Source organism: Martinezella lusitana (genome assembly GCF_016901135.1).
In the GTDB taxonomy this organism is placed as follows: domain Bacteria; phylum Pseudomonadota; class Alphaproteobacteria; order Rhizobiales; family Rhizobiaceae; genus Rhizobium; species Rhizobium lusitanum_D.
Map to the genome: position 1 here is coordinate 209,801 of NZ_JAFEVL010000030.1, position 25,739 is coordinate 235,539.

25 protein-coding genes are annotated in these 25,739 nt (G+C 60.1%); 10 read left to right on the forward strand and 15 right to left on the reverse strand.

Going from position 1 to position 25,739, the window contains the following annotated elements:
* Positions 1-161: 161 nt before the first annotated feature.
* Complete coding sequence (locus JTP94_RS12135) at positions 162-1,238, reverse strand: LacI family DNA-binding transcriptional regulator (RefSeq protein ID WP_204850739.1); 1,077 nt, start codon at positions 1,236-1,238, stop codon at positions 162-164.
* 219 nt (positions 1,239-1,457) lie between these two features.
* Here JTP94_RS12135 and JTP94_RS12140 point away from each other — a divergent pair, with 219 nt between their 5' ends.
* The 7 genes from JTP94_RS12140 to JTP94_RS12170 all read left to right on the forward strand — a co-directional run bounded on the left by JTP94_RS12140 (position 1,458) and on the right by JTP94_RS12170 (position 9,994).
* Positions 1,458-2,411 (forward strand): sugar phosphate isomerase/epimerase, encoded by a 954-nt coding sequence (locus JTP94_RS12140; protein ID WP_204850740.1) that lies wholly within the window; start codon positions 1,458-1,460, stop codon positions 2,409-2,411.
* Between the two features lie 60 nt (positions 2,412-2,471).
* Positions 2,472-3,704, forward strand: a complete 1,233-nt coding sequence (locus JTP94_RS12145) for an ABC transporter substrate-binding protein (RefSeq protein ID WP_204850741.1) — start codon at positions 2,472-2,474, stop codon at positions 3,702-3,704.
* A gap of 72 nt (positions 3,705-3,776) precedes the next feature.
* Positions 3,777-4,664: a carbohydrate ABC transporter permease gene (locus JTP94_RS12150; RefSeq protein WP_204850742.1), complete on the forward strand. Its 888-nt coding sequence runs from the start codon at positions 3,777-3,779 to the stop codon at positions 4,662-4,664.
* Positions 4,664-5,548 carry a carbohydrate ABC transporter permease gene (locus tag JTP94_RS12155; protein WP_204850743.1) on the forward strand — a complete coding sequence of 295 codons (885 nt, stop codon included), beginning with the start codon at positions 4,664-4,666 and terminating at the stop codon, positions 5,546-5,548. The genes JTP94_RS12150 and JTP94_RS12155 overlap by 1 nt, the downstream gene beginning before the upstream one ends.
* A gap of 4 nt (positions 5,549-5,552) precedes the next feature.
* On the forward strand, positions 5,553-6,635 hold the full coding sequence (locus JTP94_RS12160; protein ID WP_204850744.1) for an ABC transporter ATP-binding protein: 1,083 nt from the start codon (positions 5,553-5,555) through the stop codon (positions 6,633-6,635).
* Positions 6,636-6,665: 30 nt separating this feature from the next.
* Complete coding sequence (locus tag JTP94_RS12165; RefSeq protein WP_204850745.1) at positions 6,666-8,318, forward strand: GMC oxidoreductase; 1,653 nt, start codon at positions 6,666-6,668, stop codon at positions 8,316-8,318.
* Positions 8,319-8,770: 452 nt separating this feature from the next.
* Positions 8,771-9,994: an ROK family transcriptional regulator gene (locus JTP94_RS12170; protein ID WP_204850746.1), complete on the forward strand. Its 1,224-nt coding sequence runs from the start codon at positions 8,771-8,773 to the stop codon at positions 9,992-9,994.
* Between the two features lie 64 nt (positions 9,995-10,058).
* On the opposite strand, the gene JTP94_RS12175 is transcribed toward JTP94_RS12170, so the two are convergent.
* The 8 genes from JTP94_RS12175 to JTP94_RS12210 form a co-directional block, all read right to left on the reverse strand.
* Entirely contained in the window at positions 10,059-12,080 is a 2,022-nt protein-coding gene (locus JTP94_RS12175) for a beta-N-acetylhexosaminidase (RefSeq protein ID WP_204850747.1), read from the reverse strand.
* 29 nt (positions 12,081-12,109) lie between these two features.
* Positions 12,110-12,580 carry a GNAT family N-acetyltransferase gene (locus tag JTP94_RS12180; RefSeq protein WP_204850748.1) on the reverse strand — a complete coding sequence of 157 codons (471 nt, stop codon included), beginning with the start codon at positions 12,578-12,580 and terminating at the stop codon, positions 12,110-12,112.
* A 12-nt stretch (positions 12,581-12,592) separates the two neighbouring features.
* Positions 12,593-13,519, reverse strand: coding sequence for an ABC transporter ATP-binding protein (locus JTP94_RS12185; RefSeq protein ID WP_204850749.1), 927 nt, complete (start codon positions 13,517-13,519; stop codon positions 12,593-12,595).
* Positions 13,516-14,331 carry an ABC transporter ATP-binding protein gene (locus JTP94_RS12190; protein WP_204850750.1) on the reverse strand — a complete coding sequence of 272 codons (816 nt, stop codon included), beginning with the start codon at positions 14,329-14,331 and terminating at the stop codon, positions 13,516-13,518. The genes JTP94_RS12185 and JTP94_RS12190 overlap by 4 nt, the downstream gene beginning before the upstream one ends.
* The gene (locus tag JTP94_RS12195) at positions 14,328-15,230 is read right to left on the reverse strand and encodes an ABC transporter permease (protein ID WP_204850751.1); all 903 of its coding nucleotides are present in this window, start codon (positions 15,228-15,230) and stop codon (positions 14,328-14,330) included. The genes JTP94_RS12190 and JTP94_RS12195 overlap by 4 nt, the downstream gene beginning before the upstream one ends.
* Entirely contained in the window at positions 15,230-16,210 is a 981-nt protein-coding gene (locus JTP94_RS12200) for an ABC transporter permease (protein WP_204850752.1), read from the reverse strand. Before JTP94_RS12200 ends, JTP94_RS12195 begins: the two co-directional genes overlap by 1 nt.
* Positions 16,211-16,232: 22 nt before the next feature.
* Positions 16,233-17,927, reverse strand: coding sequence for an ABC transporter substrate-binding protein (locus JTP94_RS12205; protein WP_204850753.1), 1,695 nt, complete (start codon positions 17,925-17,927; stop codon positions 16,233-16,235).
* Positions 17,928-18,412: 485 nt separating this feature from the next.
* The gene (locus JTP94_RS12210) at positions 18,413-18,808 is read right to left on the reverse strand and encodes a RidA family protein (protein ID WP_204850754.1); all 396 of its coding nucleotides are present in this window, start codon (positions 18,806-18,808) and stop codon (positions 18,413-18,415) included.
* A gap of 341 nt (positions 18,809-19,149) precedes the next feature.
* On the opposite strand from JTP94_RS12210, the gene JTP94_RS12215 reads away from it, so the two are divergent.
* Both JTP94_RS12215 and ligD read left to right on the forward strand, forming a co-directional pair.
* The gene (locus JTP94_RS12215; RefSeq protein ID WP_204850755.1) at positions 19,150-19,944 is read left to right on the forward strand and encodes an SDR family NAD(P)-dependent oxidoreductase; all 795 of its coding nucleotides are present in this window, start codon (positions 19,150-19,152) and stop codon (positions 19,942-19,944) included.
* Positions 19,945-20,034: 90 nt separating this feature from the next.
* The gene (ligD, locus tag JTP94_RS12220; protein ID WP_204850756.1) at positions 20,035-20,922 is read left to right on the forward strand and encodes a non-homologous end-joining DNA ligase; all 888 of its coding nucleotides are present in this window, start codon (positions 20,035-20,037) and stop codon (positions 20,920-20,922) included.
* A 2-nt stretch (positions 20,923-20,924) separates the two neighbouring features.
* On the opposite strand, the gene JTP94_RS12225 is transcribed toward ligD, so the two are convergent.
* The 6 genes from JTP94_RS12225 to JTP94_RS12250 form a co-directional block, all read right to left on the reverse strand.
* The gene (locus JTP94_RS12225; RefSeq protein WP_204850757.1) at positions 20,925-21,503 is read right to left on the reverse strand and encodes an isoprenylcysteine carboxylmethyltransferase family protein; all 579 of its coding nucleotides are present in this window, start codon (positions 21,501-21,503) and stop codon (positions 20,925-20,927) included.
* Complete coding sequence (locus tag JTP94_RS12230) at positions 21,500-22,237, reverse strand: glutathione S-transferase (RefSeq protein WP_204850758.1); 738 nt, start codon at positions 22,235-22,237, stop codon at positions 21,500-21,502. The genes JTP94_RS12225 and JTP94_RS12230 overlap by 4 nt, the downstream gene beginning before the upstream one ends.
* 30 nt (positions 22,238-22,267) lie before the next feature.
* Positions 22,268-22,666, reverse strand: a complete 399-nt coding sequence (locus JTP94_RS12235) for a GFA family protein (RefSeq protein WP_204850759.1) — start codon at positions 22,664-22,666, stop codon at positions 22,268-22,270.
* Between the two features lie 129 nt (positions 22,667-22,795).
* A complete protein-coding gene (locus JTP94_RS12240; RefSeq protein ID WP_204850760.1) occupies positions 22,796-23,110 on the reverse strand; it encodes a plasmid stabilization protein in 315 nt (104 codons plus the stop codon).
* A 60-nt stretch (positions 23,111-23,170) separates the two neighbouring features.
* On the reverse strand, positions 23,171-23,344 hold the full coding sequence (locus tag JTP94_RS12245; protein WP_204850761.1) for a hypothetical protein: 174 nt from the start codon (positions 23,342-23,344) through the stop codon (positions 23,171-23,173).
* Positions 23,345-23,622: 278 nt separating this feature from the next.
* A complete protein-coding gene (locus JTP94_RS12250; RefSeq protein WP_204850926.1) occupies positions 23,623-23,892 on the reverse strand; it encodes a DUF2934 domain-containing protein in 270 nt (89 codons plus the stop codon).
* Between the two features lie 350 nt (positions 23,893-24,242).
* Between JTP94_RS12250 and JTP94_RS12255 the strand changes: the two genes are divergently transcribed.
* On the forward strand, positions 24,243-25,706 hold the full coding sequence (locus JTP94_RS12255; protein WP_204850762.1) for a phosphatidylserine/phosphatidylglycerophosphate/cardiolipin synthase family protein: 1,464 nt from the start codon (positions 24,243-24,245) through the stop codon (positions 25,704-25,706).
* Positions 25,707-25,739: the final 33 nt, after the last annotated feature.

Consider the following 25,739-nt stretch of genomic DNA (forward strand, 5'->3'; position numbering starts at 1 on the left):
GACGATTTCCGTGCCCAGCATCTTATCCAGTATAGGCCTTTCGAAATTAGCATCTATACCGGATTATAGAGCCCGATGGTAAAGGAATGCCCCAAGCCGGATTCCGATATCTCGCCCCTCAAATATCAGCGATTTATTGCACGGGGAGCGAGATGCGGCCGTTAGCTGCTCGGCCGTGCCGGGCCGAAACTTTCGCGCCGAATGAGCTTGCTCGAAATGACGTGACGCGCCGCCGCTCCCCTTTCCGGCGCATCGATGCGTTCCATCAGCAAGCTCACAGCCAATTGCCCCATCTCCTCGACCGGCTGTTCGATCGTCGAGAGCGGAGGAGAGGAATATTCGCATACCGGCGCTCCGTCGAACGATACGATGGAAAGATCCTCCGGAATTTTCCAGCCCGTTCGTTGGACGCAGCTCATAAATGAAATGGCCATGTCATCGCTCGTGGCAATGACGGCCGTCGGCTTCTGCGTGAGATCGGCGAATTCGGCGGCCGCGGCGACGCCGATCTGGAAGCCGTGCTGATAATCAAGGGTGCCTCCGGACCTGACGACTGCCTTTTCGGACAGTCCTGCCGCGGCGAGCGCTTCAAGAACGCCAAGATAACGTTCGTTGTCATGGTAGTTGCCCACCGGCCCGGCAAGATAAAGGAACCGCTTGTGGCCGAGAGCGATCAGTTCGCTCGTCGCTTCCCGAACGGACTGCCGATCATTGGTGACCACGCTCGGCAGAGCCGCATGGCTCATGTCGAACAGGAGAGAAACGATCGGCAGGGCCGAATCCTTGAGCGACCGGCCGCCATCAACAGGCAGATCGGAGGAGAGAATGATGGCCCCGCGTACCGTGCCGCCGAAGGCCAGATCCAGGATGTGACGCTCCGAGGTCTCGTCACGATCGAGGTTGGCAATCATCAGATGGTAGCCATTCTGGCTCAGGGACCGGTTGATGCCCTGGAGAACCTGCGGAATGACCTGTGAGACGCCATAGTAGAGCGAACCCGGCAGGACAATCATGACGACATTGGATTTTCCGACGCGAAGGCCTCGGGCCATGGCATTCGGTGTATAGCCGAGGTGCTTGGCGGCGGCGTCGATCTTGGCGCGCGTCTTTTCATTCACACGGCCCGGATTGGCCAGCGCCCGGCTGACCGTCGAGATGGCGACCCCTGCCAGCCGGGCGACATCCGCCATCAAGGGTCCGGAATGCTCTTCCACGGGCAGATCCTTGTTATTTTTCACTTTTTTACGTCCTTCCCGATGCCTGCTGCGCGGGATGCTACGGCAATCCCAGAGCTTTAGCAAACGATTGCCAAAAACCGCTTGCATATAAAAACGACTTGTCTACTATCTAGGCACGGCAAACGATTGCCAATTGCAGTGCATTGAAATCATTAAGGATTATTTGCTGCGGAGCAGAGCTCCGCGAACGATCTTCCATGCTTAGGAACGGATAGTCTCATGACCTCAACGGAACGGCTTCGCTTTGGCGTCGATCTCGTCACTTTCTTCCACCCCGGATTTTGGGGCGTTAGAGATTATGATGGCATCATCGCCCTGTCCCGCAGCGAGCCGCGCGCCTTCTGGGACAAGATTCTCGATGCCGTGCAGGCTTCCGGCGTCACCGGCGTGGAGCTGACCTTCTCGCCGTTCAACTGGCAGGATGCGACGAAGACCTATGGCTCGGTCGAAGCCTTCGCCGCCGAGCTTTCCAAGCGTGGGCTGACGCTGGCGAGCGGTTTCTTCGCTGAGCTCGAAGCCGCCGGCGATTTCACCGAAGCATCCGCGCAAGCCGCCATCATCGAAAAAGCCGAGAAATACGCCGAGTTCCTCAAGGCCTGCGGCAGCGACATCATGGTCATCGGTGCGCCGCTTCGCCAGACCCTCGGCGCGCAGCCTGCTCGGTTCTTCGATTTCGAGCAGGCGCGCAAGATCGCCGATTTCCTCAATCGCCTCGGCGCCACCCTTTACGCCAAGGGTGTGCGGCTGGCGCTCCACACCGAAGCGCACTCGATCTTCGCAGCCGCGCGCGATGTCGATCTGCTGATGCTGCTGACGGATCCCGCCTATGTGCATATGTGCCCGGATACGGCCCATATCATCGTCGCAGGCTCCGATCCGCTGCAACTTGTCGACCGCCACCATGAGCGCGTCATCATCGCTCACTGGAAAGACGCGCTCGGGCCAATGCCGGCCGATACCGTGATCGACGAGCACATCCATGACCGCCATCGCCCCTATTTCTGCGGCTTCGGCCTCGGTCGCGTCGATTGGCCGGGCTGGATCAGGCTCCTGCGCGACCGTGGCTATCAAGGCTGGGCCATCCTCGAGCTCGACGCCGCGCCCGATCCGGTCGGCGACATCGCAAACGGGCTGACGCTCGTGCGGCAGGCGCTTCTGCCGATCTATCGCTGATACCAATGATCTAAAGACCAAACGGCCCCGCAAAGAGGGCCTTTTTGAAAAGGTGGAACGATGAAAAACAGAATGAAACTGCTATTGGTGGGAGCCGCCCTCGTTGCGGCATCCACCCCGACCTATGCCGAAGACAAGCCGCAGGCCGAGGTCATGACCTCCTGGACCTCCGGCAGCGAGGCCGCCGCCCTCGGCGTCATCAGCCAAGAATTCGAAAAGCGCGGCGGCGTCTGGAAGGACTCCTCCATTGCCGGTTTCGGAGCGGCCGATGCCGCCTTCCAGAACCGACTGGTCGCGGGCGATCCGCCGGCTGCCAAGCAAGCCGTGATCGGCCTTGCCAATACCGATTTCGTCAATCAGGGCCTTCTGAATTCGATCGACGACGTCGCGAAAGCGGGCAAATGGGCCGAGGTCCTGCCGAAATCGATCTATGATCTCATCTCCTATAACGGCAAGGTCTATCTTTCACCCAGCGACGCCCATGGCGAAAGCTGGGTGTTCTATTCCAAGGACGCCTTCGCCAAGGCCGGCGTGAGCGACGAGCCGAAGAACTGGGACGAATTCTTCACCGCTCTCGACAAGCTCAAGGCCGCTGGTGTTCTGCCGGTCGCCTGGGGTGGCCAATCCTGGCAGGAATCCAAGGTCTTCAACATGATCCTGCTGACCCAGGTCGGCATCGACGGCTTTCTCAAGATTTATGCCGACAAGGAGAAGAGCGACGCATCCACCGAGGGTGTGAAGAAGACACTCGATATTCTCGGCAAGCTGCGTGGCTATGTCGATGAGGGTGCGGCCGGCCGCAACTGGAACGACGCGACCGCCATGGTCATCACCGGCAAGGCCGGCGTGCAATTCATGGGCGATTGGGCCAAGGGCGAATTCGTTGCCGCCGGCAAGCAGCCGGGCAAGGACTATGGCTGCATGCTCGCGCCGCAATCGCCGGGCATGGTTTATGTCGCCGACTCCTTCTCCTTCCCGAAGATCGCCGATGCGGCATCCCAGAAGGGCCAGACGCTGCTCGCGGAGGTCGCGATGGATCCAGCCGTGCAGGTCGAATTTTCGCTCAAAAAAGGTTCCGTGCCGATGCGCACCGACGTCGACAAGTCGAAGCTCGACATATGTGCGCAAAAGGGGCTGGAACTGATGAGTGCGGGCAAGATCGTGCCGGACCAAGCCCTGATCCTCTCTCCGCAGCAGGCCGGCGCGCTCAACGACTTCGTCGACGAGTTCTGGACCAATCCGTCCGAGGATAGCGCCTCCGGTGCCGAGAAGTTCTTCGCGATCTTCGAGTAGGGCCTCGTAACGGGCCGATCGGCAGTAAGACAGCCGATCGGCTCTGCTCATTCCTTTTGAAAGGGTTTGCTGATGCAAGCCAAGCGCAGACGTCCCCTTGCTGCGACCTATGCCCTCCTGCCGACGTGGATTGCCGCGATCTTCATCTATATCGGCACGATGGTCTGGTCGGTGCGCCTGTCCTTTACGGATTCGACGATCTTCCCATCGTCCAACTATGTCGGCTTTGCCCAGTATGCCAAGCTGTTCCGGACGTCGAGATGGCTTGCATCCCTGGAAAACGTGCTGATTTTCGGCGTGCTCTATGTTGGAGGCTGCCTCGCCCTCGGCTTTGTGCTGGCGGCAGCACTTGACCGCAAGGTCCGCTTCGAAAGCGTCTTCCGCACCATCTTCCTCTATCCCTATGCCATGTCCTTCGTGGTCACCGGTCTGATCTGGCAATGGATGCTGAACCCGACCTTCGGCATCCAGGCCACGGTCAGGGCGCTCGGCTGGCAGAGCTTCGTCTTCGACTGGATCGTCAACCGCGACATGGCGATCTACACGGTCGTCTTCGCCGGCGTCTGGCAGGGCGCCGGCCTCGTCATGGTCATTGCGCTCTCGGGCATGCGCGGCATCGGCGAAGAGCAATGGAAGGCGGCGCAGATCGACGGCATTCCGATCTGGCGCATCTATCTCTCGATCATCCTGCCGCAACTCGGGCCGGCGCTTGCCGCATCGGGCATGCTGCTCTCCATGGGCGTCATCAAGACCTACGACCTCATCGTGGCGCAGACCGGCGGTGGTCCCGGCTATTCGACGGAAGTGCCGGCAAAATTCATCATGGACAATCTGTTCGAACGCCAGAACCTCGGTCTGGCGAGCGCAGGCGCCACGGTGCTCGTGCTCTCCGTCGTCATGGCCGTCGCACCGTTTCGCTATGCGCTCTACATGCGCGCCAGAAGAAGGGGCGCGCACTGATGGCAATCCTTCATCCCCGCGGCCCGAAACCCTCGCGGCCGACGGCCGGCCAGATCGGGCTCTATGCCTTCCTCATCCTTGCGGCGCTGTTCTTCCTGCTGCCGCTCTATACGATGCTCGTCACATCGCTGAAGACGATGGAGGAGATCCGCCAGGGCCGCATCTTCGCCTTGCCTGATACAATCGATTTCGATGCGTGGAAGACGGCCTGGTCGGGAGCCTGCATGGGCACGCAATGCCTGGGCGTCCGCATCGGCTTCTGGAATTCGGTGAAGATCACCGTGCCGGCGGTTACCATTTCCGTCTTCATCGGCGCGATCAACGGCTATGCCCTCTCCTTCTGGCGGCCGAGGGGGTCAAACTTTCTGTTCGATCTGCTGATGGCCGGCGGCCTCATTCCCTATCAGATCTTCCTTTATCCACTGGTGCGGCTGCTCGCCAATCTGAGCCTTTATAATTCGGTCGCCGGCGTCGTTCTGGTCCATGTCATTTTCGGTCTGCCGCTGGTGACCCTGCTGTTCCGCAATTACTTCGTGGCCATCCCGGAAGAGCTCTGCAAGGCCGCGCGCGTCGATGGCGCCGGCTTCTGGCGCATCTTCTTCGAGATCATGCTGCCCATGGCGGTGCCGATGGTCGTCGTCGCCTCCATCTTCCAGTTCACCGGCATCTGGAACGACTTCCTGATCGGCCTGGTCTTTGCCGGGCGCGACAACCTGCCGATGACGGTGCAGCTCAATAACATCGTCAACACCACCATGGGCGAGCGCGCCTACAACGTGAACATGGCCGCCACCATCCTGACTGCCGTCGTTCCGCTCGCCATTTATTTCTTCTCCGGCCGCTGGTTCCTGCGTGGTGTCGCCGCCGGCGCCGTGAAGGGGTAACGCCATGCAGCCGGCCGTGTCAGTCAAGGATCTCAAGATCGCCTATGGCGATCACACCGTCATCGAGAAGATGTCGATAGACATTGCCCCGCGCGAATTCCTGGTGCTGCTGGGGCCGTCCGGCTGCGGAAAGTCGACCCTGCTCAACTCCATTGCCGGCCTGCAGGACATCAGCGACGGCGAGATCTGGATATCGGACAAGAACGTCACCTGGGCCGAACCGAAGGATCGCGGCATCGGCATGGTGTTCCAATCCTATGCGCTCTATCCCCGCATGTCGGTGCGCAAGAACCTCTCCTTCGGTCTGCGCGTGGCGGGCCTTCCCAAGGCCGAGATCGAGGCGCGCATCGCCCGCACCGCTTCGCTTCTGCATCTCGACAAGCTGCTCGACCGCCGACCCTCTGAACTGTCGGGCGGCCAGCGCCAGCGCGTCGCGATCGGCCGTGCCCTGGTGCGCGAAGTGAATGTCTTCCTGTTCGACGAGCCGCTGTCCAATCTCGATGCCAAGCTGCGCAACGAATTGCGCGTCGAGATCAAGAAGCTGCACCAGAGCCTCGGCAACACGATGATCTATGTGACGCACGATCAGGTGGAAGCGCTCACGCTGGCCGATCGCATTGCCATCATGAAGGACGGCGTGATCCAGCAGCTCGCCAGTCCATCCGAGATCTACCATCGCCCGACAAATCTTTTTGTGGCCGGCTTCATCGGCGCACCGGCGATGAACTTCATCAAGGGCGAGTTTGTTCTGAGGTCAGGCACGCCGGTCTTCGAAAGTAACGGCCTTGTCATTGATCTGACCAGCTATCCCTTTTTGGCTGCCATCAAGGCGGGTCCCGCCACGCTCGGCATCCGGCCGGAACATATCGCGCCGGAGGGTGTGGCAAGCGATTGGCCCACCATTCCGGGCATCGTCTCGGTCGTAGAGCCCATGGGAGCTGACACGGTGCTGTGGTTCGACTGGGCAGGCCAAAGCCTCTCCTATCGCATCATGGGCGATGCCGTCCTCCAACCGGGCACGGCGATCGCCCCGGGGCTTGATATCGCCAAAGCCTCCCTTTTCGACGCCGATGGCGCCCGCCTTTAAAATCGCTTTCACAGCATACGGAAATGACTCATGTCTCAGACTATCTATGACGCGCTGGTGATCGGCTCCGGCGCCGCCGGCTCCTTCGCCGCCAAGGAATTGACCGCCCAAGGGCTTTCGGTATTGCTGCTGGAGGCCGGTCCCGCGGTGACGCCGAGGGATTTCGACCCGAACCGCAAGAAGGCGCCCGCCAGCAGCATCAATATCTGGGAGCGGGCACGCGCCACGCTGAAGGGCCAGCCTATCCAGGCGCGCGCAGCCTTCTTTACGGAGCGGTTCAGCCATTTCTTCGTCAACGACCGGAAAAATCCCTACACGACCCCGAAGGACGCGCCGTTCCTATGGATACGCGGCCGTCAGGGCGGCGGCCGACTGCACAGCTTCGGCCGCGTGCTGCTGCGCTGGACAGACGATGATTTCAAGATTCGGTCGAAGACCGGCAAGGGTGTCGACTGGCCAGTTTCCTATGACGAACTTGCGCCTTACTACGCCGAGGTCGAATCCAGCCTCGGGCTCTATGGTAATCCGGACGACGTTAAGACCCTGCCTGATGGCGTCTACGCCCACCCGGCGAAGCTGACGCCTGCCGAAGAAACCTTCAAGACGGAAGTCGAGGGACGTTGGCCGGAGCGTCACGTCGTTTCCTGGCGCTATATCGCGCCGGATGCCGAGCGCACGCCAAAACCCCTGCGCGAGGCATTGGCAACCGGTCGGCTGACCATCCGCCACGACGCCATCGTGCGCCGCATCACGACCGATCAATCCGGCAAGCGGGCAACGGGTGCGGAATTCATCGATCGCGTCACCGGCAAGGTCGAGACTGCACGCGCAGCCCTCGTGGTGCTTTCGGCATCGCCGATCGAAAGCGTGCGACTGCTTCTCAATTCGGCGACCGCCAGCTATCCCCAGGGACTGGGGAATAGCTCGGGCATGCTCGGGCGCTTTTTCATGGATCAGCTGCCATGCCTGGCCTTCGGCTCCTTTGCGACGGCAAAGGGCTGGGCGGTCGACGACTCGGCTCCAACGGACCCCTTCTACAATCCTTCCGGCGGTATCTTCGTTCCGCGTTTCGGGGAAGGCGACGCGGGCCGTGGTGATTTCGACTATCAGGGCAGCATCGGCCGGGCACCGACGCCGGACGACGAGCCCGCGCGGCTGGCGTTCTTCGGCTTCGGCCGCATGCTGCCCTATGCCGACAATCGCATCACGCTCGACGCAAGACGCAAGGATGCCTGGGGCATCCCGGTCCCCCACATCCGTTGCATCATGGGCGACGAGGAACATGCTCTGCTGCGTCGACAGGAAGAGGTGCTGATCGACATGGTGCGCGGCGTCGGCGGCGAGCTGGAATTCATCGGTTCGCCCACCGGTCTCAGGGAAATGGGCCGTGGCGCCTTTCCCGATGCCGATCCATTCAGCCGTTTCATGTTCCGACAGTGGTTTCGCAAGACCATGTGCATGGGGGCAGCCATCCACGAGACCGGCGGCGCGCGCATGGGGACCTCAAACAAGGACTCCGTACTCAATGCCCACAATCAGAGCTGGGACGTTCCCAACCTGATCGTAACGGATGCCTCCGCCTTCCCGGGCAGCGGCATCGCCGGCACCACGCTGACCGTCATGGCATTGACCATTCGGGCCTGCAGGAATGTCGTCGATCAGTATCGAGCCGGGCGATTATAATCACCGCTTTTAAAAATGGAGCCCCATCGGCCTCAGACTACGGAATGATCCCTCGTCTGCCAAAGGGGCAATCAATCAGACCGGCGCTGGATCAGGCACAGGAAGCCATGTGTCTGATCCAGCGATCAGCCGCTGACGGCGTCGGCCATGCACTTCTTGACGAGCCTCGTCTTAGCGGCGCCGGCCAGTTTCTTGGTGGCTGCTTGGGAATCGTAAGAGCTCGCGGCAAAGGCTTCTCCGATCGCCGATGGAGCAGAAAAAGCCCTCCCGCACGAGCTAACCTTTCGCCCATTGATCCGTCGCGTATTGAACCAATCGATAAAAGAATGGAAAGTGGCTATATACCGGGCGAACAACGGCAAATTACGCCCCGCCCTCCCCGTCACGCAACAGCAGCCCGTGACAAGCAACAACGCTATCCGAACGCTGATCCAGAAATTTCCGATCATCTCATGAAGACCATTTCAGGCACGAATCTCGAACAGGCCAAATCGCATAACAGGCGTGTCGTGATCGAGGCCATCCGCACCAACGGACCGATGTCACGCGCAGCGATCGCCCGAATGACGGCACTAACAACGCAGACCGTGTCCAATATCGTCGAGGAGCTGGCGCGCTCACATTTGCTGATCCCGATGGAAGCTCAGCGAATTGCCCGTGGCCAGCCGATCATTCCCTATACTATCAACCCGAATGGAGCCTATTCCATCGGCCTCGAACTCGGCCGCCAACGGGCCGCCGGCGTACTCACGGATCTTTCCGGCTCGGTTCGCGCCCGCATCGAGCGCCATGTCGACAGGCCGGGGCCGACCGAGGCGATGCCGGTGCTTGCCGCAATCGTCAGGGATTTGCTGGAGGCCTTTTCCTTTGATCGTGACCGACTGCTCGGCGCCGGCATCGCCTTGCCCGGACGCTATGCGGATGGCGGCGTTACATCGCTCAGCCCGCTCAACCTGCCGGGCTGGCAGGATTTCCCGGTAGCCCGCGAACTGCAGCGGCATATCAAAGTGCCTGTCATTGTCGAGAATGATGCGACCGCCGCGGCGATCGGTGAACGGCTTTACGGCGTCGCGCGCGGCCTTGGGAGCTTCGTCTATCTCTTTCTGGCGGGCGATGGCGGCATCGGCGCCGGCATGTTCCTTGATGGCCATCTCTACAAGGGTAGCCGCGCCAATGCCGGCGAAATCGGCCATATCATCGTCGAGCCGCAAGGCAGGCTGTGCAGCTGCGGCAAGCGCGGTTGCCTCGATCGCTATGTATCGCCGTCCGTGGCCTACGAATATCTTGGCATCGAAGACGCCCAGGAGCTTTCGCCTGACGATCTCGATGCGATGATCGCAGCCAACAGCCGCGGACTGGAAGTCTGGCTCGAACAGGCAGTACAGCCGCTGCGCCAGACGATCGATTTTCTCGAGCTTGCCTTCGATCCACAGACAATCGTGCTTGGCGGCAGCGCGCCTACATCCCTGATGACACAGCTCGCGGCTCGTCTGGAGCCGCTTCATATCCCCGTGAACCCGATGGAAAAGCGCAGCATTCCTCGCGTGATGGTCGGGGCGACCGGCAAGGATACCGCCATTCTCGGCGCCGCCGCCCTGCCGATCTTTTCGGAAACGAACCCGCAGTTCGATGTCCTGCAGAAGCCGATCATCCATCGCGCCGTCCAGCAGATGTGATGAACGGCGAAATCATTGATCTGCTGTCAGGCGCGACTCAGTTGCCGCGCCTGACGATTATGCGTCAGTGTTGATGCAGGCCGTAGAGCAGCGGCATCGTGCCGACAAGCGCCTTGAACCGCTCCCAGGATTTTGCCGATGGCTTCGTCCAGCCGGTTTCGGCAAGCGCCGAGAGACGTGGGAAGACCAGCCGGTCGAAGATGGCCCGATCAGTCATCGACTCCGACCAGATGCAGGCCTGAACGCCGCGAAGCTTTTCTTTCTGGGCGTCCGTCCAGCCACCGACGGGATCGAAGGTGTAGAGTTTCTCCGGATCCGAATGGCCCGCCCAGCTTGCGCCGGGCTCGTCCCAATCCGGGCGCATCGCCATGTCGAGATAATAGACCTGCCCCGGGCAAACCACGATCTCGTATCCGCGCCCGGCAAGCTCGGCCGCGACTTCGACATTGCGCCAGCTGCAGAGATAGCTCTTGTCCTTGTCGATCCTGTCGCCATGGGACGCCTCTTCCCAGCCGCCGGTCACGCAGCCCTTTTCGGCGAGAAATGCCTGGATACGTTCCAGGAACTCTGCTTGAAGGAATGCCGCGCCGGAGCCATGGATGTCATCGGCGCCATGCGTATTGGTGATGACGTTCAATCGCTTGGCATGTGCTTCCGCAATTTCATCACCAGCGAGTTCGCGCAGCCGCGCCAGCGCCTCCGGCGAGCCGGACCAGGCGCCCAGCGGCACTTCGTCGGCACCGATATGGATCGTCTTGAACGGGAAGAGCTCTATCAGTTCGGAGAGGATCGTCTTCATAACCTCGTAGGTCTTTTCGCGCGCCGGATTGATGCAATTATCCGGAAAACCTTGAACCGAATAATAGCTGCCGGCTTCGTTCGGATCGCGAAGCTCGGGAATTGCCTGCAGCATGGCATAGCAATGGCCCGGTATATCGATTTCCGGCAGGATCTCGATGCCGAAACCCTTGGCATAGTTGACGATGTCACGCACCGCCGCCTTGGTATAATAACCGCCGGTGCGAGCCGGGCTGGAGCCGAGAAGCGGCGGCAGCGGCAGGCCGTGACCACGCCATGCGCCAATTTCCGTCAGTGCCGGATAAGCGTCGATCTCGACACGCCAGGATTCATCATCCGACAGATGCCAATGGAAGCGGTTGAGCTTGTTCCAGGCAAGCACCGCCATCAGCTTCTTGATTTCGGCTGTGGCATAGAATTGGCGTGAGACGTCGAGGTGCAAGCCGCGCCATCCCATGGCCGGCTCGTCGACAATCTCGCCACCTGCCGGGAAATGGAATGCCTGCGGGTGCAGACGCGCGCCGCGCCAGATCTGGCCGATGGTGACCAGGCCATAGACGAAGCCGGACTGTGTACTCGCTTCGACCGTGATGGTCTCAGGCGAGAACACTAGCCTATAGCCCTCGGCACCGAGACCTTCAACCTGGTGCAGGTCCACCGGCACTGCCCCTTCCGCCTCGGAGCGGATGAGACCTTCGGCCGAGAAGAGATGCTCGACAAGGGCCGTGAAACTTTCCGCGGCAGCCTGCGCTTCCGGCGCGGCGGCCTTCAAGGCAAAGCCTGCCGGCAGCGGGCGGCGGGCGGAAACGGCAACGCGGTTCGGCCAGGGGATGATCGACAACGGCACCGGCGGATTGGCCGGCACCGGGTAGATTTCCGCACCGCGCTTCAACGGCGCATTGCTTGACGATGTGCGCGTCGGCTCCGTGCCAAGTGAAACCGTGGTGCCATCGGGCAATGCGAGATAGGCGCTATTGGCGCCATCATTCCAGTGGCGAAACTGCCAGCTTAGCGCACGGACCGTGATGGTCCAGGTCTCGCCGGCGGCCAGCACGAAACCTTCCGGCGGCCGGAACTCGGTGAAGTTGGACAGCCGCTTGGAGACCGTGGCACCTTCGACGATGCCGGCCGGATCGACGCGGCCGGGGCCGCTGACACAAAGCGAGAAGCCCGAAAGCCGCTCGGATGAAAGGTTCTTGAGCCGCAACACATAGGAAAATTCCTTGCCGTCAGCCGGCGGGTTCCAGGTTGTTTCCAGCCGCAGAGCCAGGGATCGCGGTATCGACATGAGTATTCTCTCTTTATCTAAAGGATCGTTCAAAGCTTGAGTATGCCTGCATAGATGCCGGGCGCGGAATTGGGGATCGGCACCGCGCCGACCGTTTTCTCGTAGAACTCCGATGGGCCGACATCGCCAATGACCGTATAGGCGTAGCCCATGGCCTTTTGATCGTTGAGGCAGGCAAACAGCAGTGCGCGGCCGATGCCGAGACCGCGAACGTCTTCTGCAACGCCAGTTGGACCGAAGAAGCCGCGTGCCGTCGCCTCATGGCAGGCAAAGCCGACAAGCTCCTGATTGCGCGTGGCAATGAAGCAGGTCGGCGGCTGACGCGTCAACGCCACGGTCGTCTCGCTTGCCCAGCCCTGGCCGAATTGTTCGCCGACCCAGCCAACAATGAGCCTCAGCTCCGGCGGCAGTGCCCGCCTGATGGTGACGCCTGCCTTCGCCATGCGTTCGGGCGACTGTGTATCTACCGGCAGGGTCGATAGATTGACCAGATAATCCAAGATGAAATCCCCCTAGTTCGGTGCGACAAGCGCACGCATGAAATGATTGGCGCCGAGCTGTTCGACCACGGTCGAGATCGGACGGCTGAGCGCGCGGATTTTCTCCGCCTGCTCAAGGAAGCGGGCGCTGCCGCCGGTCACGAACCGGCGCCCACCATCCGGAACCGCAGACAGCAGCAGTTGGGTATAGGGATGCTTCGGAGCGGCGAGCACCGTACTCGTGTCGCCCCACTCCACCATCTGACCGGCAAACATCACGACGATCTCCTCGGCGACATGGGCAGCCGTGGCGATATCATGCGTGATGTAGAGCATGGCGAGGTCGTTTTCCCGCTTCACCCGCGCGAGCAATTCCAGAATGTCCTTGCGGATCGAGACGTCAAGCATCGAAGTCGGCTCATCGGCCACCAGAATGCTCGGTGAAACAGCCAGGGCACGGGCGATATTGACGCGCTGGCGCTGACCCCCCGATAGCTCATGCGGAAACTTCTGCCGCGTCAGCGCCGGATCGAGACCGACGCTTTCCAGAAGCCGCATTATGTCTTCGTCGCGCTCGGCCTTCGGCTTGTCCTGCCCGTGCAGCTGCAGCGGACGCGACAGATGATGATTGACGGTAAAGGCCGGGTTGAGCGAGGAGAACGGGTCCTGGAAGACCATCTGGACATCCTTGCGGTATAGCCGTTCGTCCTTGGCGGAGCCGCGTGCGGTGCGATCCTGCCCGTGAAAGAACAGCTTGCCGCCGGTCGGCCTGTCGAGCCGCGCGATGATCCGGGCGCACGTGGTCTTGCCGCAACCGGATTCGCCGACGAGTGCCAGCGCACGCCCCGCGAAGAGCGAGAAGGATACGCTCTTGAGCGCCTGCACGGGGCCGAAATCGCGCTGAATGTTCTCGAGCCTGATGACGGGCTCGGCAATCGATGCCTGTGTCTGCGGTTTCATACCAAAGCTCCGGAAAGGTGGACGTTGCCTGGAAGCTGCGGAATGGCGTTCCAGAGCTTGCGCGTGTATTCATGAGCGGGCGCCTGGCTGACCTGCGTGACGTCACCGACTTCGACGAGTTCGCCCTTCAGCATGACGCCGATACGCCCGCAAAGCTGCGCCATCAGATGCAGGTCGTGGGTGATGAACAGCACCGAGAAACCGTAGGTCTGCTGGAGGTCGAGAACCTGCTCCAGAATCTCGCGCTGAACGACGACATCGAGCGCCGTCGTCGGCTCGTCCATTATGATGAGTTCGGGTCTGAGCGCCAGGCAGATGGCAATGACGATGCGCTGGCGCATGCCTCCGGAAAACTGATGCGGATAGTCGCTGACGCGATGCGGGGGAATGCCCACCAGCTTGAACATTTCCTCGGCGCGAGCGCGGGATTCCTGGCGGGAGCATCCAGTGTGGCGGTGCAGGACGTCGTGAAACTGCGCCTCCACCCGCATCAGCGGGTTGAGCGAGTTCATGGCGCTCTGAAACACCATGCCGATCCGCTTCCAGCGGATCTTCTGCAGCTCGGTCTCCGGCATCCGCAGTAGATCCTGTCCATCCAGGCGGATGCTTCCGCCGCTGACCCAGGCCGGCGCCTTGGAAAGCCGGGTTATGGCATAGGCAATGGTGCTCTTGCCGCAACCGGATTCGCCGGCGAGACCGAAGATCTCGCCACGGCCGATGTTGAATGAAACATTCTTCACCGCCCGGAAGTCGCCCTTGTCGACCAGATAGTCGATATTGAGGTTTTCAATTTCCAGCAGATTGTCGCTCATTGGCCAGCCCTCATCATCCGATTGCGAGCCCGAGTCAGGCGGAACCACCGGGTCAGCGCCGGTCCTGAGCGCAATTGCGGATTGGCGATTTCGTCGAAGGTGAAGTTGATCAGCGCAAGGCCGAGGCCCGTAAGCGCAATACCGGCGGCGGGAACTGCAATGTCCCACCATGCGCCAACCATAATCGCCGAGGCATTCTGGGCATTGTAGAGCATGGTGCCCCACGTGACCTTCAGCGGATCGCCGAAGCCAAGATATTCGAGCGTGGTCTGCGCGACGATTGCATAGATAATGCTGCCGACAAGGTTGATGCCGATCAGTGGCGTCAGATTGGGCAGAATTTCCACGAAGATGATCCGCCACGCCGGCTCGCCGATCATCTTGGCGGCTGTGACGAAATCGCGATTGCGCAGCGCCATCGTCTGCGACCTCGTCATGCGCGCGCCCCAGGGCCATGACGTCAAGGCGATGATCGTCATGATCGTCATCGGCCCGACCGTGCCTGCGAAGGAGGCGAGCAGGATGAGCAACGGCATGTTCGGTATAACGAGCACGGCGTTGGTGGCGAGATCGAGCACCGCGTCCGTCTTGCCGCCGGCATAGCCGGCGATAAGACCGATGGCAGTCCCGATGACGGTAATGGCAATACCGGTCGCAAAGCCTACCGAAAGCGAACTCCTGGCACCCCAGACGAACTGACGATAGACGTCGCGGCCCATTTTGGTGGTTCCGAAGACATGCTCGACCGATGGCGCCTGATGCGAACGGCCAACGCGTGCACCAGGCTCGCCCGGCGCGATGACAGGAGCGAAAATCGCCATCAAGCATAGCACAGCAATGATGACGAAGCCGACGAGAGCCTTTTTCTGAGCGAGGATCGATCGTAGTGTGAAGCTCATTACGTCCCCTCCCTCAATCTCGGATCGACGAGGCCGTAGATGATGTCGACCAGGAAGTTCGCTATGAGGGTCGCCATTGTCATCAGGAGCAATTGGCCCTGAATGACGGGATAATCTCGGGCCACGCTGGCGGTGAACAGCGTCAGGCCGAGACCCGGATAATTGAAGACGATTTCCGTGACGATCGAGCCGCCGAAGACGGCACCAAGCATCAGCGCCAGGTTGGTCAGTACGGGCAGGAGAGCATTGCGGGCACCATAACTGAACATGACGGCGAGGTTGCTTAGCCCCTTCGCCCGCCCCATGGTCACATAGTCCTCCCCCAATATGACGATCATGGAGGAGCGCATGGTCGTCTGAAATTCGCCGATGAGGAAGGGCGAGAGCGTCAGGACCGGCAGGATGGCATGCATGAAGACGCTGCCGGCGAATGTGAAATTGAAGCCCGGATCGAGATTGGGATCATAGGCATACCCCACAGGGAACCAGCGCAGCGATACCGCAAAGACGAACAGGATCGTCAGGGCTATGATCACGGGCGGTATCGAGAACATGATGACAGAGAGAGGCGATACGACAGTGTCGAACCGCCCGCCGCGGCGCCATGCCGAGATCGCGCCGAGCACGACACCGAGGCACAGCGAAAATATGATCGCCGTCACCACCAGGAAGACCGTCCAGATCGTGGCACGGCTCAACACCTGCACCACGGTCTGCGGATAGTATTTGACCGAAACGCCGAGATCGAGCGTCGCGAGGCCTTTGAGATAGTCGACGAACTGCATCATGATCGGCTGATCGATCTCGCCGAAGCGCGCCTTGATCGCCTCGACGGCGGCGGGCGTTGCCCGTGGCCCGAGCTGGGCCACCATGGCGTCGACGGGACTCCCCGGCATAAGCCGGGGAAGGATGAAGTTCACGACAATCGCGAAGGCCAAAGCCACCGCATAGACGCCTAGGCGCCGGCTTGAAATACGCATATCCGCTTCCTTTGCTGTGGTCTTATTGGACCGGCTTCAGACGCAGAAGATGCATGAGACGCATGCGATTGTTGTCGTGATTTTCCGGGTTCATCACTGGGTCCTTGTCGGTGACCCAGCCCGTGAACCGCTTGCTGGAATACTGATACCAGGTCGGGCCGTTGAATACCGGCACGACCGGAAAGTCGTCGGCGATCAGAACCTGAATATCGTTGAAGATCTTCTTGTGATCGTCATCGGAGGACGACTTCCGATACTGATCGAAGAGTGCGTCGAGCTTCGGGTTGGAGTAACGAGGCGCAGCGACGGTGAGGCGGCCGGCATAGGCCGTCGACAGGCTTTGATAGTAGCCCTGGAACGGTGTGGCGCTATCGGCGCGCGAGTTCATGACGACATCGAAGCTGCCATCGAGAAGCTGCTTGCGCCATTGCTCGTATTCAGGCGTGGCGACGGAGGCATTGATACCGATGGCGCGCAGCCCCTCGACCGCGATCTGCACGGCGTCGATCCAATCAGTCCAGCCATTTGGCACGATGACCGGGAAGACGATCGGTTTGCCACTCGGCGTCGTGCGGAAGCCGTCGGCACCCTTCTTGTAACCGGCATCGTCGAGAATCTTGTTCGCCTTGTCGATGTCGAAGCCCATGAAGGCATCCTTGTCGCCTTCGGCAGCCTTGTTGCGCCACGATTCGAAACGCGGCGGCAGCCCGCTGGCGTGCAGATTGACGACCGGATAGCCGAAGCCGGCAATATCGACCATCGACGTGCGATCCATCGCCAGGCTGAAAGCGTGGCGGAAGTTGAGGTCTTTGAAGGCTTCGAGGTTGCCGACATTCGTGGACTTGTAGTTCATCTCGAAGGCGACGGTTTCGGCGGGCGGCTGCCAGTAACCGTTATGCTGAGCATCGAGTGCCACGAAGGTCTTGTCGATCTGCGGCAGGAACGAGCCGATCCAGTCCACAGTGCCCTCCGGCAGCAGCGCCAGCATCTGGTCGTTGCCCGAGATCTGCGGTAGGCGCAGGCAATCCACATGCAGCGACGCTGCATCCCAGTAGTTCGGATTGCGGCATTGTTCATAGACCTGCGGAGTGAAGCGGCGAACTTCCGTCATCGGCCCGGATCCGATGGGCTTCTCATTCTTGTAGGCGACCGGATCGGCAATGTCCTTCCAGATATGCTCCGGCACGACGGCAAGGTCGGCCAGAGATTCGGGGAATTCCGAATTCACGGCCTTGAGGTTGATCTTTACCTGGGTCGGCGAAGGCGCCTCGACGGAAGCAACGGTCTGGCCAACGCCGACGGTGTCGACGGCAGGATTTTTCAGCATCAGTTCGATCGTGTATTTCACGTCGGCCGAGGTCAGCGGCTGGCCATCCGACCACTTCACGCCGGGACGCAGATCATAGGTGATCGACATCAGATCATCGGAGAACTTGTAGCTCGTCGCCAGACGCCAGACCGGCTTGCCGCCGTCATTGGCGTTGAAGATAACCAGCGGCTCATAGATGAAATCCATCGTGCTCTGGCGGCGACCGGCCAAATCGAAGGGATTGAAGTTACTGACCCAGCTGGTCTGCTCCTCGATGTGCATCGTCAGCACGGATTCGGCGGCCGAGGCGATACCCGAACCAAATGCCAGCGTGGCGCCCAATGCCGCCGTCGCAAGCCATGGAGCCCGGTGCAAAAGATTACGCAATCTGCTTTTCTTCATTCCCATTTTCAGTTCCCTCTCGTTTATTTCGAGTAGTCAATCAAATTGATTTAATCGTGAGTTTGAACAGACGTCAATCCGCTGATTGGAAATCAACAGGCGATGGCATGAGCATTCGCGCGCAGCCGCTGCCGGCTGAGCGGTGATCTGTTACGATCAAGAAGTATGGGGAGACTGGCAGGCCCGGCCCGCGCCGGCCGTATTGCCGGCAACACGGCTTGGCCGGTTTGGGCTGCTGTTCAACGGGGGAAACGCCCAGGAACAGATTGTTGCCCGCAGACAAGTATCAGAATGCGTCGTCAAGGCCGGATAGGAGAGCAACCGGCATTGCAATCATGAAAATCGGGAAATCATCCAGGATCAGGACTCTGGCCGGGATCCGGATTGCGGCGCCGCAGTCGCGCGCACCGCAATCACTTCATTGCAAGACAGCTCCGTTTTGGACGCCACACCTCAAAACGGAGCCTCTGAACAATCAAGGGGGCGCCAGCTCAGTCGAGCGGCTTGTAGGCGATGACGTCCATCTCGACCTTTACGTCGACCATCATCGGCGACTGAACCGTCGAGCGCGCCGGCGGATGGTCGATGAAATGCTTCTGGAAGACCGCGTTGAAGCTGGAAAAATCGCGCGCGTCGTCCAGCCAGACATTGACCTTCACCACATGCTCAAGGGTGCAATCGGCAAGGGCGAGGACTTCCTTGATATTGGCGATGACCTGCTCGGTCTGCGTGACGATATTGCCGACCACGACCTCGCCATTAATCGTGGGAACCTGACCCGAAACATAGACGAAATCCCCGGCACGCACGGCCTTGGCAAAAGGACGCCGCTGGCCGCCGGCCTGACTATCGGCAATGTCGAAACGGATCAGCTTGTTCTTGCTCATGATATATTCGGTCTCTCTCTGTTGTCGAAAGCCGCAGTCGCCATCGCTTCATTGTGAATGAAGACCAGGCGCTCGACTCCATTGCCATCTTCCTTATCCGCCGTGGCACCGTAACGCCAGATCGATTCGCGGCTGAGTGCTGTGCTCTTCTTATGCTCGATGGGAGAAATTTTCAGGCAACAAGATTATTTGCCCGCCTTCCCCAAAGCTGGAGATGTTAGTTCGCAAGTGAAGCGCCGCGTCTTTTTGTCGGTGCCCCCCCGATTGCCTTGGCGCGGCTGTGCCTGCTAAGACTGCACTGATTTCATCATATGATTATCTGATGTTCAGGAGGAGTCGTCATGACAGAACTTGCGCAATCCCTTGCGTCCATTCGTATTCCCGATCTTGCCGGCAAGCGTGTACTGATCACCGGCGCTTCGACCGGTATCGGGGCGGCGCTTGCACTCGCCTTCGCCGCGCAGGGCATGAAGGTCGGCCTTCACTTCAATGCCAGCCGCGAACCGGCCGAACGGCTGGCTGCCGAAATCAAGGCCAGCGGCGGCGTAGTTCATCTGATCCAGGGCGATGTCTCGCAGGATGGCGAGACGGAACGCGTCGTCAGTGAAGCCGCTGAAGCTCTTGGCGGCCTCGACGGCCTGGTGAACAATGCAGGCGGCATGCTCGGACGACTGCCGACCTCGGCCATGAGCGACGAGCATTATGAGCGCGTGATGAACTTGAACGCCCGTTCGGTACTTGCGGCGACCCGTGCCGCCCACCCTCACCTCAAGAAGCAGGGCGGCTTCGTCATCAACACCACGTCGATTGCCGCCCGCAACGGCGGCGGCAATGGCGCGATCCTTTATGCCGCCTCCAAGGGCTTCGTCTCGACCATCACCCACGGTCACGCCAAGGAATTCGTCAACGACAAGATCCGCGTCAATGCGGTGGCGCCGGGCGTGATCGCAACGCCGTTCCACGAGCGTTATACCAACGACGAACAGATGGAATTGCAGCGCAAGACCATTCCCATGGGCTTCGTCGGCACTCCGGAGGATTGCGTCGGCGCCTATCTGTTTCTGGCCTCTCCGACACTGTCCGGCTACATCACCGGCCAGGTCATAGAGGTCAATGGCGGCCAGCTCATGCCGTAAAGCGCTAGAGGTGATCGACTTTTCGCGCCGGGCAATGGTAATCTTTGCTCGGCGCGGCTTTCGCGCCGAAAGAAGATGGAGCGCATGCGAATGGCAAAGACGCCCATTGAGAACCGGATCGAAACCTCCGTTCAATTGACGCATCCCGAGCGGATCTACTGGCCTGACGACGGCGTCAGCAAGCAGGATCTCGTCGACTATTACGCACTGGCCTGGCTGCGCATGGCGCCTTTCGTCGTCAATCGTCCCCTGGCGCTGCTGCGTTGTCCGGATGGCATAGGCGGGCCGCGCTTCTTCCAGAAACACGCCTGGAAAGGCATCAATCCGCATATCGAGGAAATCGCCGATCCCGAGGATAAGGGCGGTGCCAAACTGCTGATGATCGCTGATTTCGACGGTCTTGCGGCACTCGTCCAATCCGCGGCGCTGGAAATGCACCCCTGGGGCACCACCACCGATCATTGGGAAAAACCCGACATGATCATCATGGATCTCGATCCCGGCGAGGATGTCGACTGGGCCAAGGTCATCGCGGCTGCGAAGGAAATAAGGGAGCGTTTTTCTGCGCTGGGGCTTACCTCCTTCGTCAAGACCTCGGGCGGCAAGGGCCTGCACGTGGTCGCCTCCCTTAAACCCAAGGCAGACTGGCCGCAGGTCAAGGATATGGCCGAGACAATGGCGCACGCCATGAGTGCCGATAGCCCGCAGACATATTTGTCGGTCGCAAGCAAGGCGAAGCGAACCGGCCACATCTTCATCGATTACCTGCGCAACGGCCGCGGCAACACCGCGGTCGCGCCCTATTCGACGCGCGCAAGGCCGAGTGCTCCGGTTTCGATGCCGTTAGCCTGGGAAGAGTTGACCGATAAGATCGGCCCTGCGTCCTTTACCGTGAAAAACGCTGCCCAACGCCTGGGCGAGCATCGCGCAGATCCCTGGGCCGACTTTTTCGATGCTGCTTCACCACTGAAGACCTAGCGTCACGCGACAAAAGGAATCAGTGCCGGCGTGCTGGCCTTGTAGTCGGCATAGTCTCGGCCGAAGGTCTCGCTCATCCAACGTTCCTCGATGCTGACGCGGCGCAGAACGGCATAGAGCATGAAGGCGAAAGCAAGCAAGGCAGCAATATCGCCTCGAGCGAGCACTGAGCCGAGGATGGCCAGTATCAGGCCGGAATAGATCGGATGGCGGACGATGGCGTAGGGGCCGGTGCGGATCAGCGCGTGATCCTCCTTGACCGTGATCACCCCGCTCCAGTTACGGCCGATGTGATAGCGCGCCCAGACGGCGAAGCCGAGGCCGATGACGGTTAGCACAGCGCCGATGCCGTAATAGGTCAGATTTCGCGGGACGAGCCGGAGCGAGAGGGGACCGAGCCAGGACGGAGGCACGACCAACAGAAAGGCGCAGATCCAGATCGGGGCGGTATTCGACAGTCGCGACCATGGATCTTCGTGCCGCGTCGCCTTCTTGACGCCGAACGATGCCACGAACCAGATCAATGCCCATATGCCCCAGCAGACTGGAAAGAATAACGTCAGCAGCCTTCCTTCGCTCACGCCTCGCTCCTGTCCAGCTCCGGATAGTGCCGGAAGATGCCGTCCTCGTTGAAGGCAATGCGACGGTCGGATTGAAGATAGCGAGCAATATTCGGCCGTTTCATGACAGCGGCGTGTAGAGCGGCAAGATGCGGATAGCAGTCAGCCAGATGCACGGTGGCGCGCGGAAAGGCGTAACGCAATCCCTCATAGACCTGAAATAGCGAGAGATCGACATAGGTGAGCCCGCTGCCGAAAATATGCGCCGGCCCACGCGGGTTCTGTTGCAGGACGCGCTCGAAATAGCCAAGGTATTTTGGGATACGATTGTCGATGAATTCAGCGGACCGGGCCTTGGCCTCTTCCTTCTGATCCTCATAATATTTCGAGGTGGCAATGGGGTGATGGGTGTCGTGCACCTCGGCCACAAGATCGGTGATCGTCAGTTGCAGACCGTTCAGCACATGACGCTGCGCCTCATCCCTGGGCGCGAGACCGAGTATCGGACCGAGATACATCAGGATGTTCGCCACATGCGAAATGATCAGATCGCCGTCCTTCAGAAACGGCGGAGCAAATGGGATGCTAGCGTCCGACCTGCTTCCCATGATAGCCATCATGGCAGGCGTTCCCTCTCCTTTGCTAGCCGGACCACGGCAAATATCGATGTAACCCGCGCCGGCCTCTTCCAGCGCCAGCCGCACGAATTCGCCGCGGCCCTGGATGCCGTCCCAGTAGTAAAGCTCATAAGGCATTCGGCTTCTCTCCCATCGGGCACGCAGTGATCAATCACACTCGTCATACTGTGGAAGATCGTCGGTGATTTCAAACCACTCGGCCTTTGAGCCTACGAAAACATGGTGAGTCGGGCGGATACTTGGCGTATCCACAAGCGTCCCCATGGTGACATGGGCGTAAGTTCCATTCTTAACGACCGCATACAACAGCGAGCCGCATTTCCCACAGTGCATGTATTTCGCAGCCTCGTCCCCATAGGACATGGTGTTCTCTGTGCCGTCAATTATTTTGATTTTTTCAATCTCGATGCCCGCCAGGGGCTTGAACGCCGACCCAGTCGTTCGCCGACAATTCGAGCAATGGCAGTTCACGGCATAAGCAAATTCGTCGGCGACTTCATAAGTGACGGCTCGGCACCTGCATTGTCCCGTGAGAGCTTTCATCATCCCGCTTCCGTAATATTTTGCCAATCGCCACAATGAAAGGGCCTGGCGCGACGGCTCAGCGATACTACGATCCTGATTGGTCGTACAGTAATCCGACAGCGGACCAGGCGGCTAAGTCGGTGGCAGCTGCTACGGATGAACGCGCTGTTCGTTGCGCTTGCGGGTTTCGGCCGCCTTCTTTGCGGATGCGGAGCGCTCAGCGGCGGGACGCTTTGCGGAAGCACGTCCGCCGATCCTGCCTCCCTTTTCCGACGATTCATGATTTTCAGGATGACCCCGGCCCGAGCCGGATTTCTTGCCGCCACCGCTTTCCTTGTTCACGGTCGCCCATGCGCGCCGCTCGGCCTCATCCTCGGAAACACCGCGACTTTCGTAGCCCTCCTCGATATGCTCGGCGTTGCGCTTCTGCTTGTCGGTATAGGCGGATTTGTCTCCTCGTGGCATGGTCTTTCTCCTCGTTGCGGATAGAAGACCAACCCATCGTCACGGAAAAGGTTCCGATGTCTAACTGGAGGAATCACGGCTCGTCGGCAGTAGCGGCAGGCGCCGGCCATTCCGCGGAGTGACGCGTCGCTTGGCCGATGCGGGGAAAAACACGCCGACGGATCGGTCGATGATCAGGATCACCACCAGAGCTGCCAAAAGATAGAGGCTGGCAAGAACAAGCAGCGACGTCATGGCGTCACCTCGGCACAACCGACAAAGGGTAATGGACAACGCACCACGACGATCGTCGGAACAACGATTTCCAGATAATCGATGCAGCTGTTGCGCATGGCAAAACTCCCTTCCCGTCCAATAGCACCGATGTGTGACATCTGTTTCGCGCCCGGCTCGCAAACTGCCGAAATTGTTGCAGATATTTCTGCCGCCGCAGCTTTAAAAAGCGAACGGCCCGATGCTGAGCATCGAGCCGCTCTTGTCCCCGCCACATTCTTGAGAAGAGCACGCCTGCTCTATACCTTGGCTACCGCCGCCTTCTTCGATGTCAGTTTCGCGGCAGGCTTGGGCGCAGGTTCACTTGCAATAGCCACGACAATCGCCGCCTTGCGCTTCGCCTTGGACTTGGCGCCGATCTTGACATCCTTGCCGGCGCTTTTTTCAAGCGCTATGCGCTCGCTGCTCGCCTGTTCCCAATGCATGGCATCGCGACCAGAAGGATAGCCCTCCTCCTCCCAGATCGCATATGCGCGTTTCTTGATCCATTCGTCCCGAGATTCCAACATCTGCTGTCCTCCGTTCGCATCATTGAACATGGTTGATGACCAATGCCCGTTCTTAAAATGCGGGCTTCTTGCCTCCCCCGAGCAGCCAAGACACCATGGCCATGACAACGCCATGGCACGATTCCGCGAGTCTCGACTCTCGAACCGCAGTGGCGCCTCGCACAAGAAACATGAGTACCGTGGGGGACGGTAGCGAAGCAGCCGAAGCACCATCAATATGAAGGCAGCAAGAATGCTGTTCAATTAAAAATATCTAATACGACAGCTTTTCGCACTGCTATCGGCCGGACACAGTGGATCGGCAAGGCTGGTGAGATTGCAGCTTTCGCGGGCAAAGATATACTCGTGCCATGTTTGACCTTCTGGTTGCCCATTGGGGCCAAATTCTTGCCGTCCTTTCCATTGCCATGGGCGCGGCGGCGGCAATTCATGCGGCCATGACGAAAGAGGATGTGCGAGCGGCAATCGGCTGGGTCGGCGTCGTCATCCTGTCGCCGATCATCGGCGCGTTGCTTTACATGTTCGCCGGTATCAACCGCATCCGCCGCGCTTCGCTGAGTTCGCAGCGCGACGCCCTGTTTCGCAAGGATGCGAACGGCGACCTTGCCAGCTTCGACGCAGACGACGCCCAGGTGCGGCGCAATTTCGGCGAACGCTTCGGCTCGATGAAGACGCTCGGCGATCGCGTGACCCGCTACACGATGAGCACCGGCAATACGATCGAAATGCTGACGAGCGGCGATGCGGCCTATGCGGCGATGAAGGCCGCCATAGACGGCGCCGAACGCAGCATTCTCATGGAAACCTATATATTCGACCGCGACCCCATCGGCCTGCGCATCGCCGACGCGCTGATTGAAGCGGTCAAACGCGGCGTCAGCGTTCGCGTGCTGATCGACGCCGTCGGCGCCCGCTATTCCGTGCCGAGCATCATGGGCTATCTCAGCCAAGGCGGCGTCGACGTCGACGTCTTCAACGGCAACGTCATCATCGGGCTCAGATTGCCCTATGCCAATCTGCGCACCCACCGCAAGATCCTGAGCATCGACGGACGGATCGCCTTTACCGGCGGCATGAATATCCGCCAGGGCTTCACGCGCGAATTCGCCAACGACCATTGCGCCCGCGACATGCATTTCTGCGTGACGGGGCCTGCAGTCGCCGATCTCTTCAACACGGCGGCCGAGGACTGGCGCTTCACGACGGGCGAAGTTTTGAGTGGGAACGAGTGGCGGATTGCAGCGCCATCCAACGAGCCGGGGGCGCCGGTCTTCATGCGGGTTGTCACGTCCGGCCCCGATCGCAGCGTCGAAACCAACCACAAGATGCTCATCGGCGCGCTTTCGGTCGCACGCAAGTCGATCCGCATCATGTCGCCCTATTTTCTGCCGGATCGGGAGCTCATCAGCGCGCTGGTGACGGCAGCACGACGTGGCGTCGAGGTCGATATCGTCGTGCCGACAGCCAACAATCTCGTGCTCGTGGACCGCGCCATGACGGCGCAGTTCGACCAGATGCTGAAGAACTATTGCCGTATCTGGCGCGCCGAAGGTCCGTTCAACCATTCCAAGCTTTTGGCGATCGACGGCACATGGGCCTATGTCGGCTCCTCCAATCTCGACCCCCGCTCGTTGCGGCTGAACTTCGAAGTTGATCTGGAGGTCATCGACCGCGGTTTTGCCGGCACGATCGACGCCCATATCGGCGCGATACTCGAAACGGCGCAACCGGTAGACCTCGAAAAGCTCCGGGCGCGGCCTTTTGTCGTCAGGCTGATCGAGAAGATCCTCTGGCTCGGCTCGCCCTATCTCTGATAGAGGCCCTCTCGGCCAATCTCCGTTCGTCGC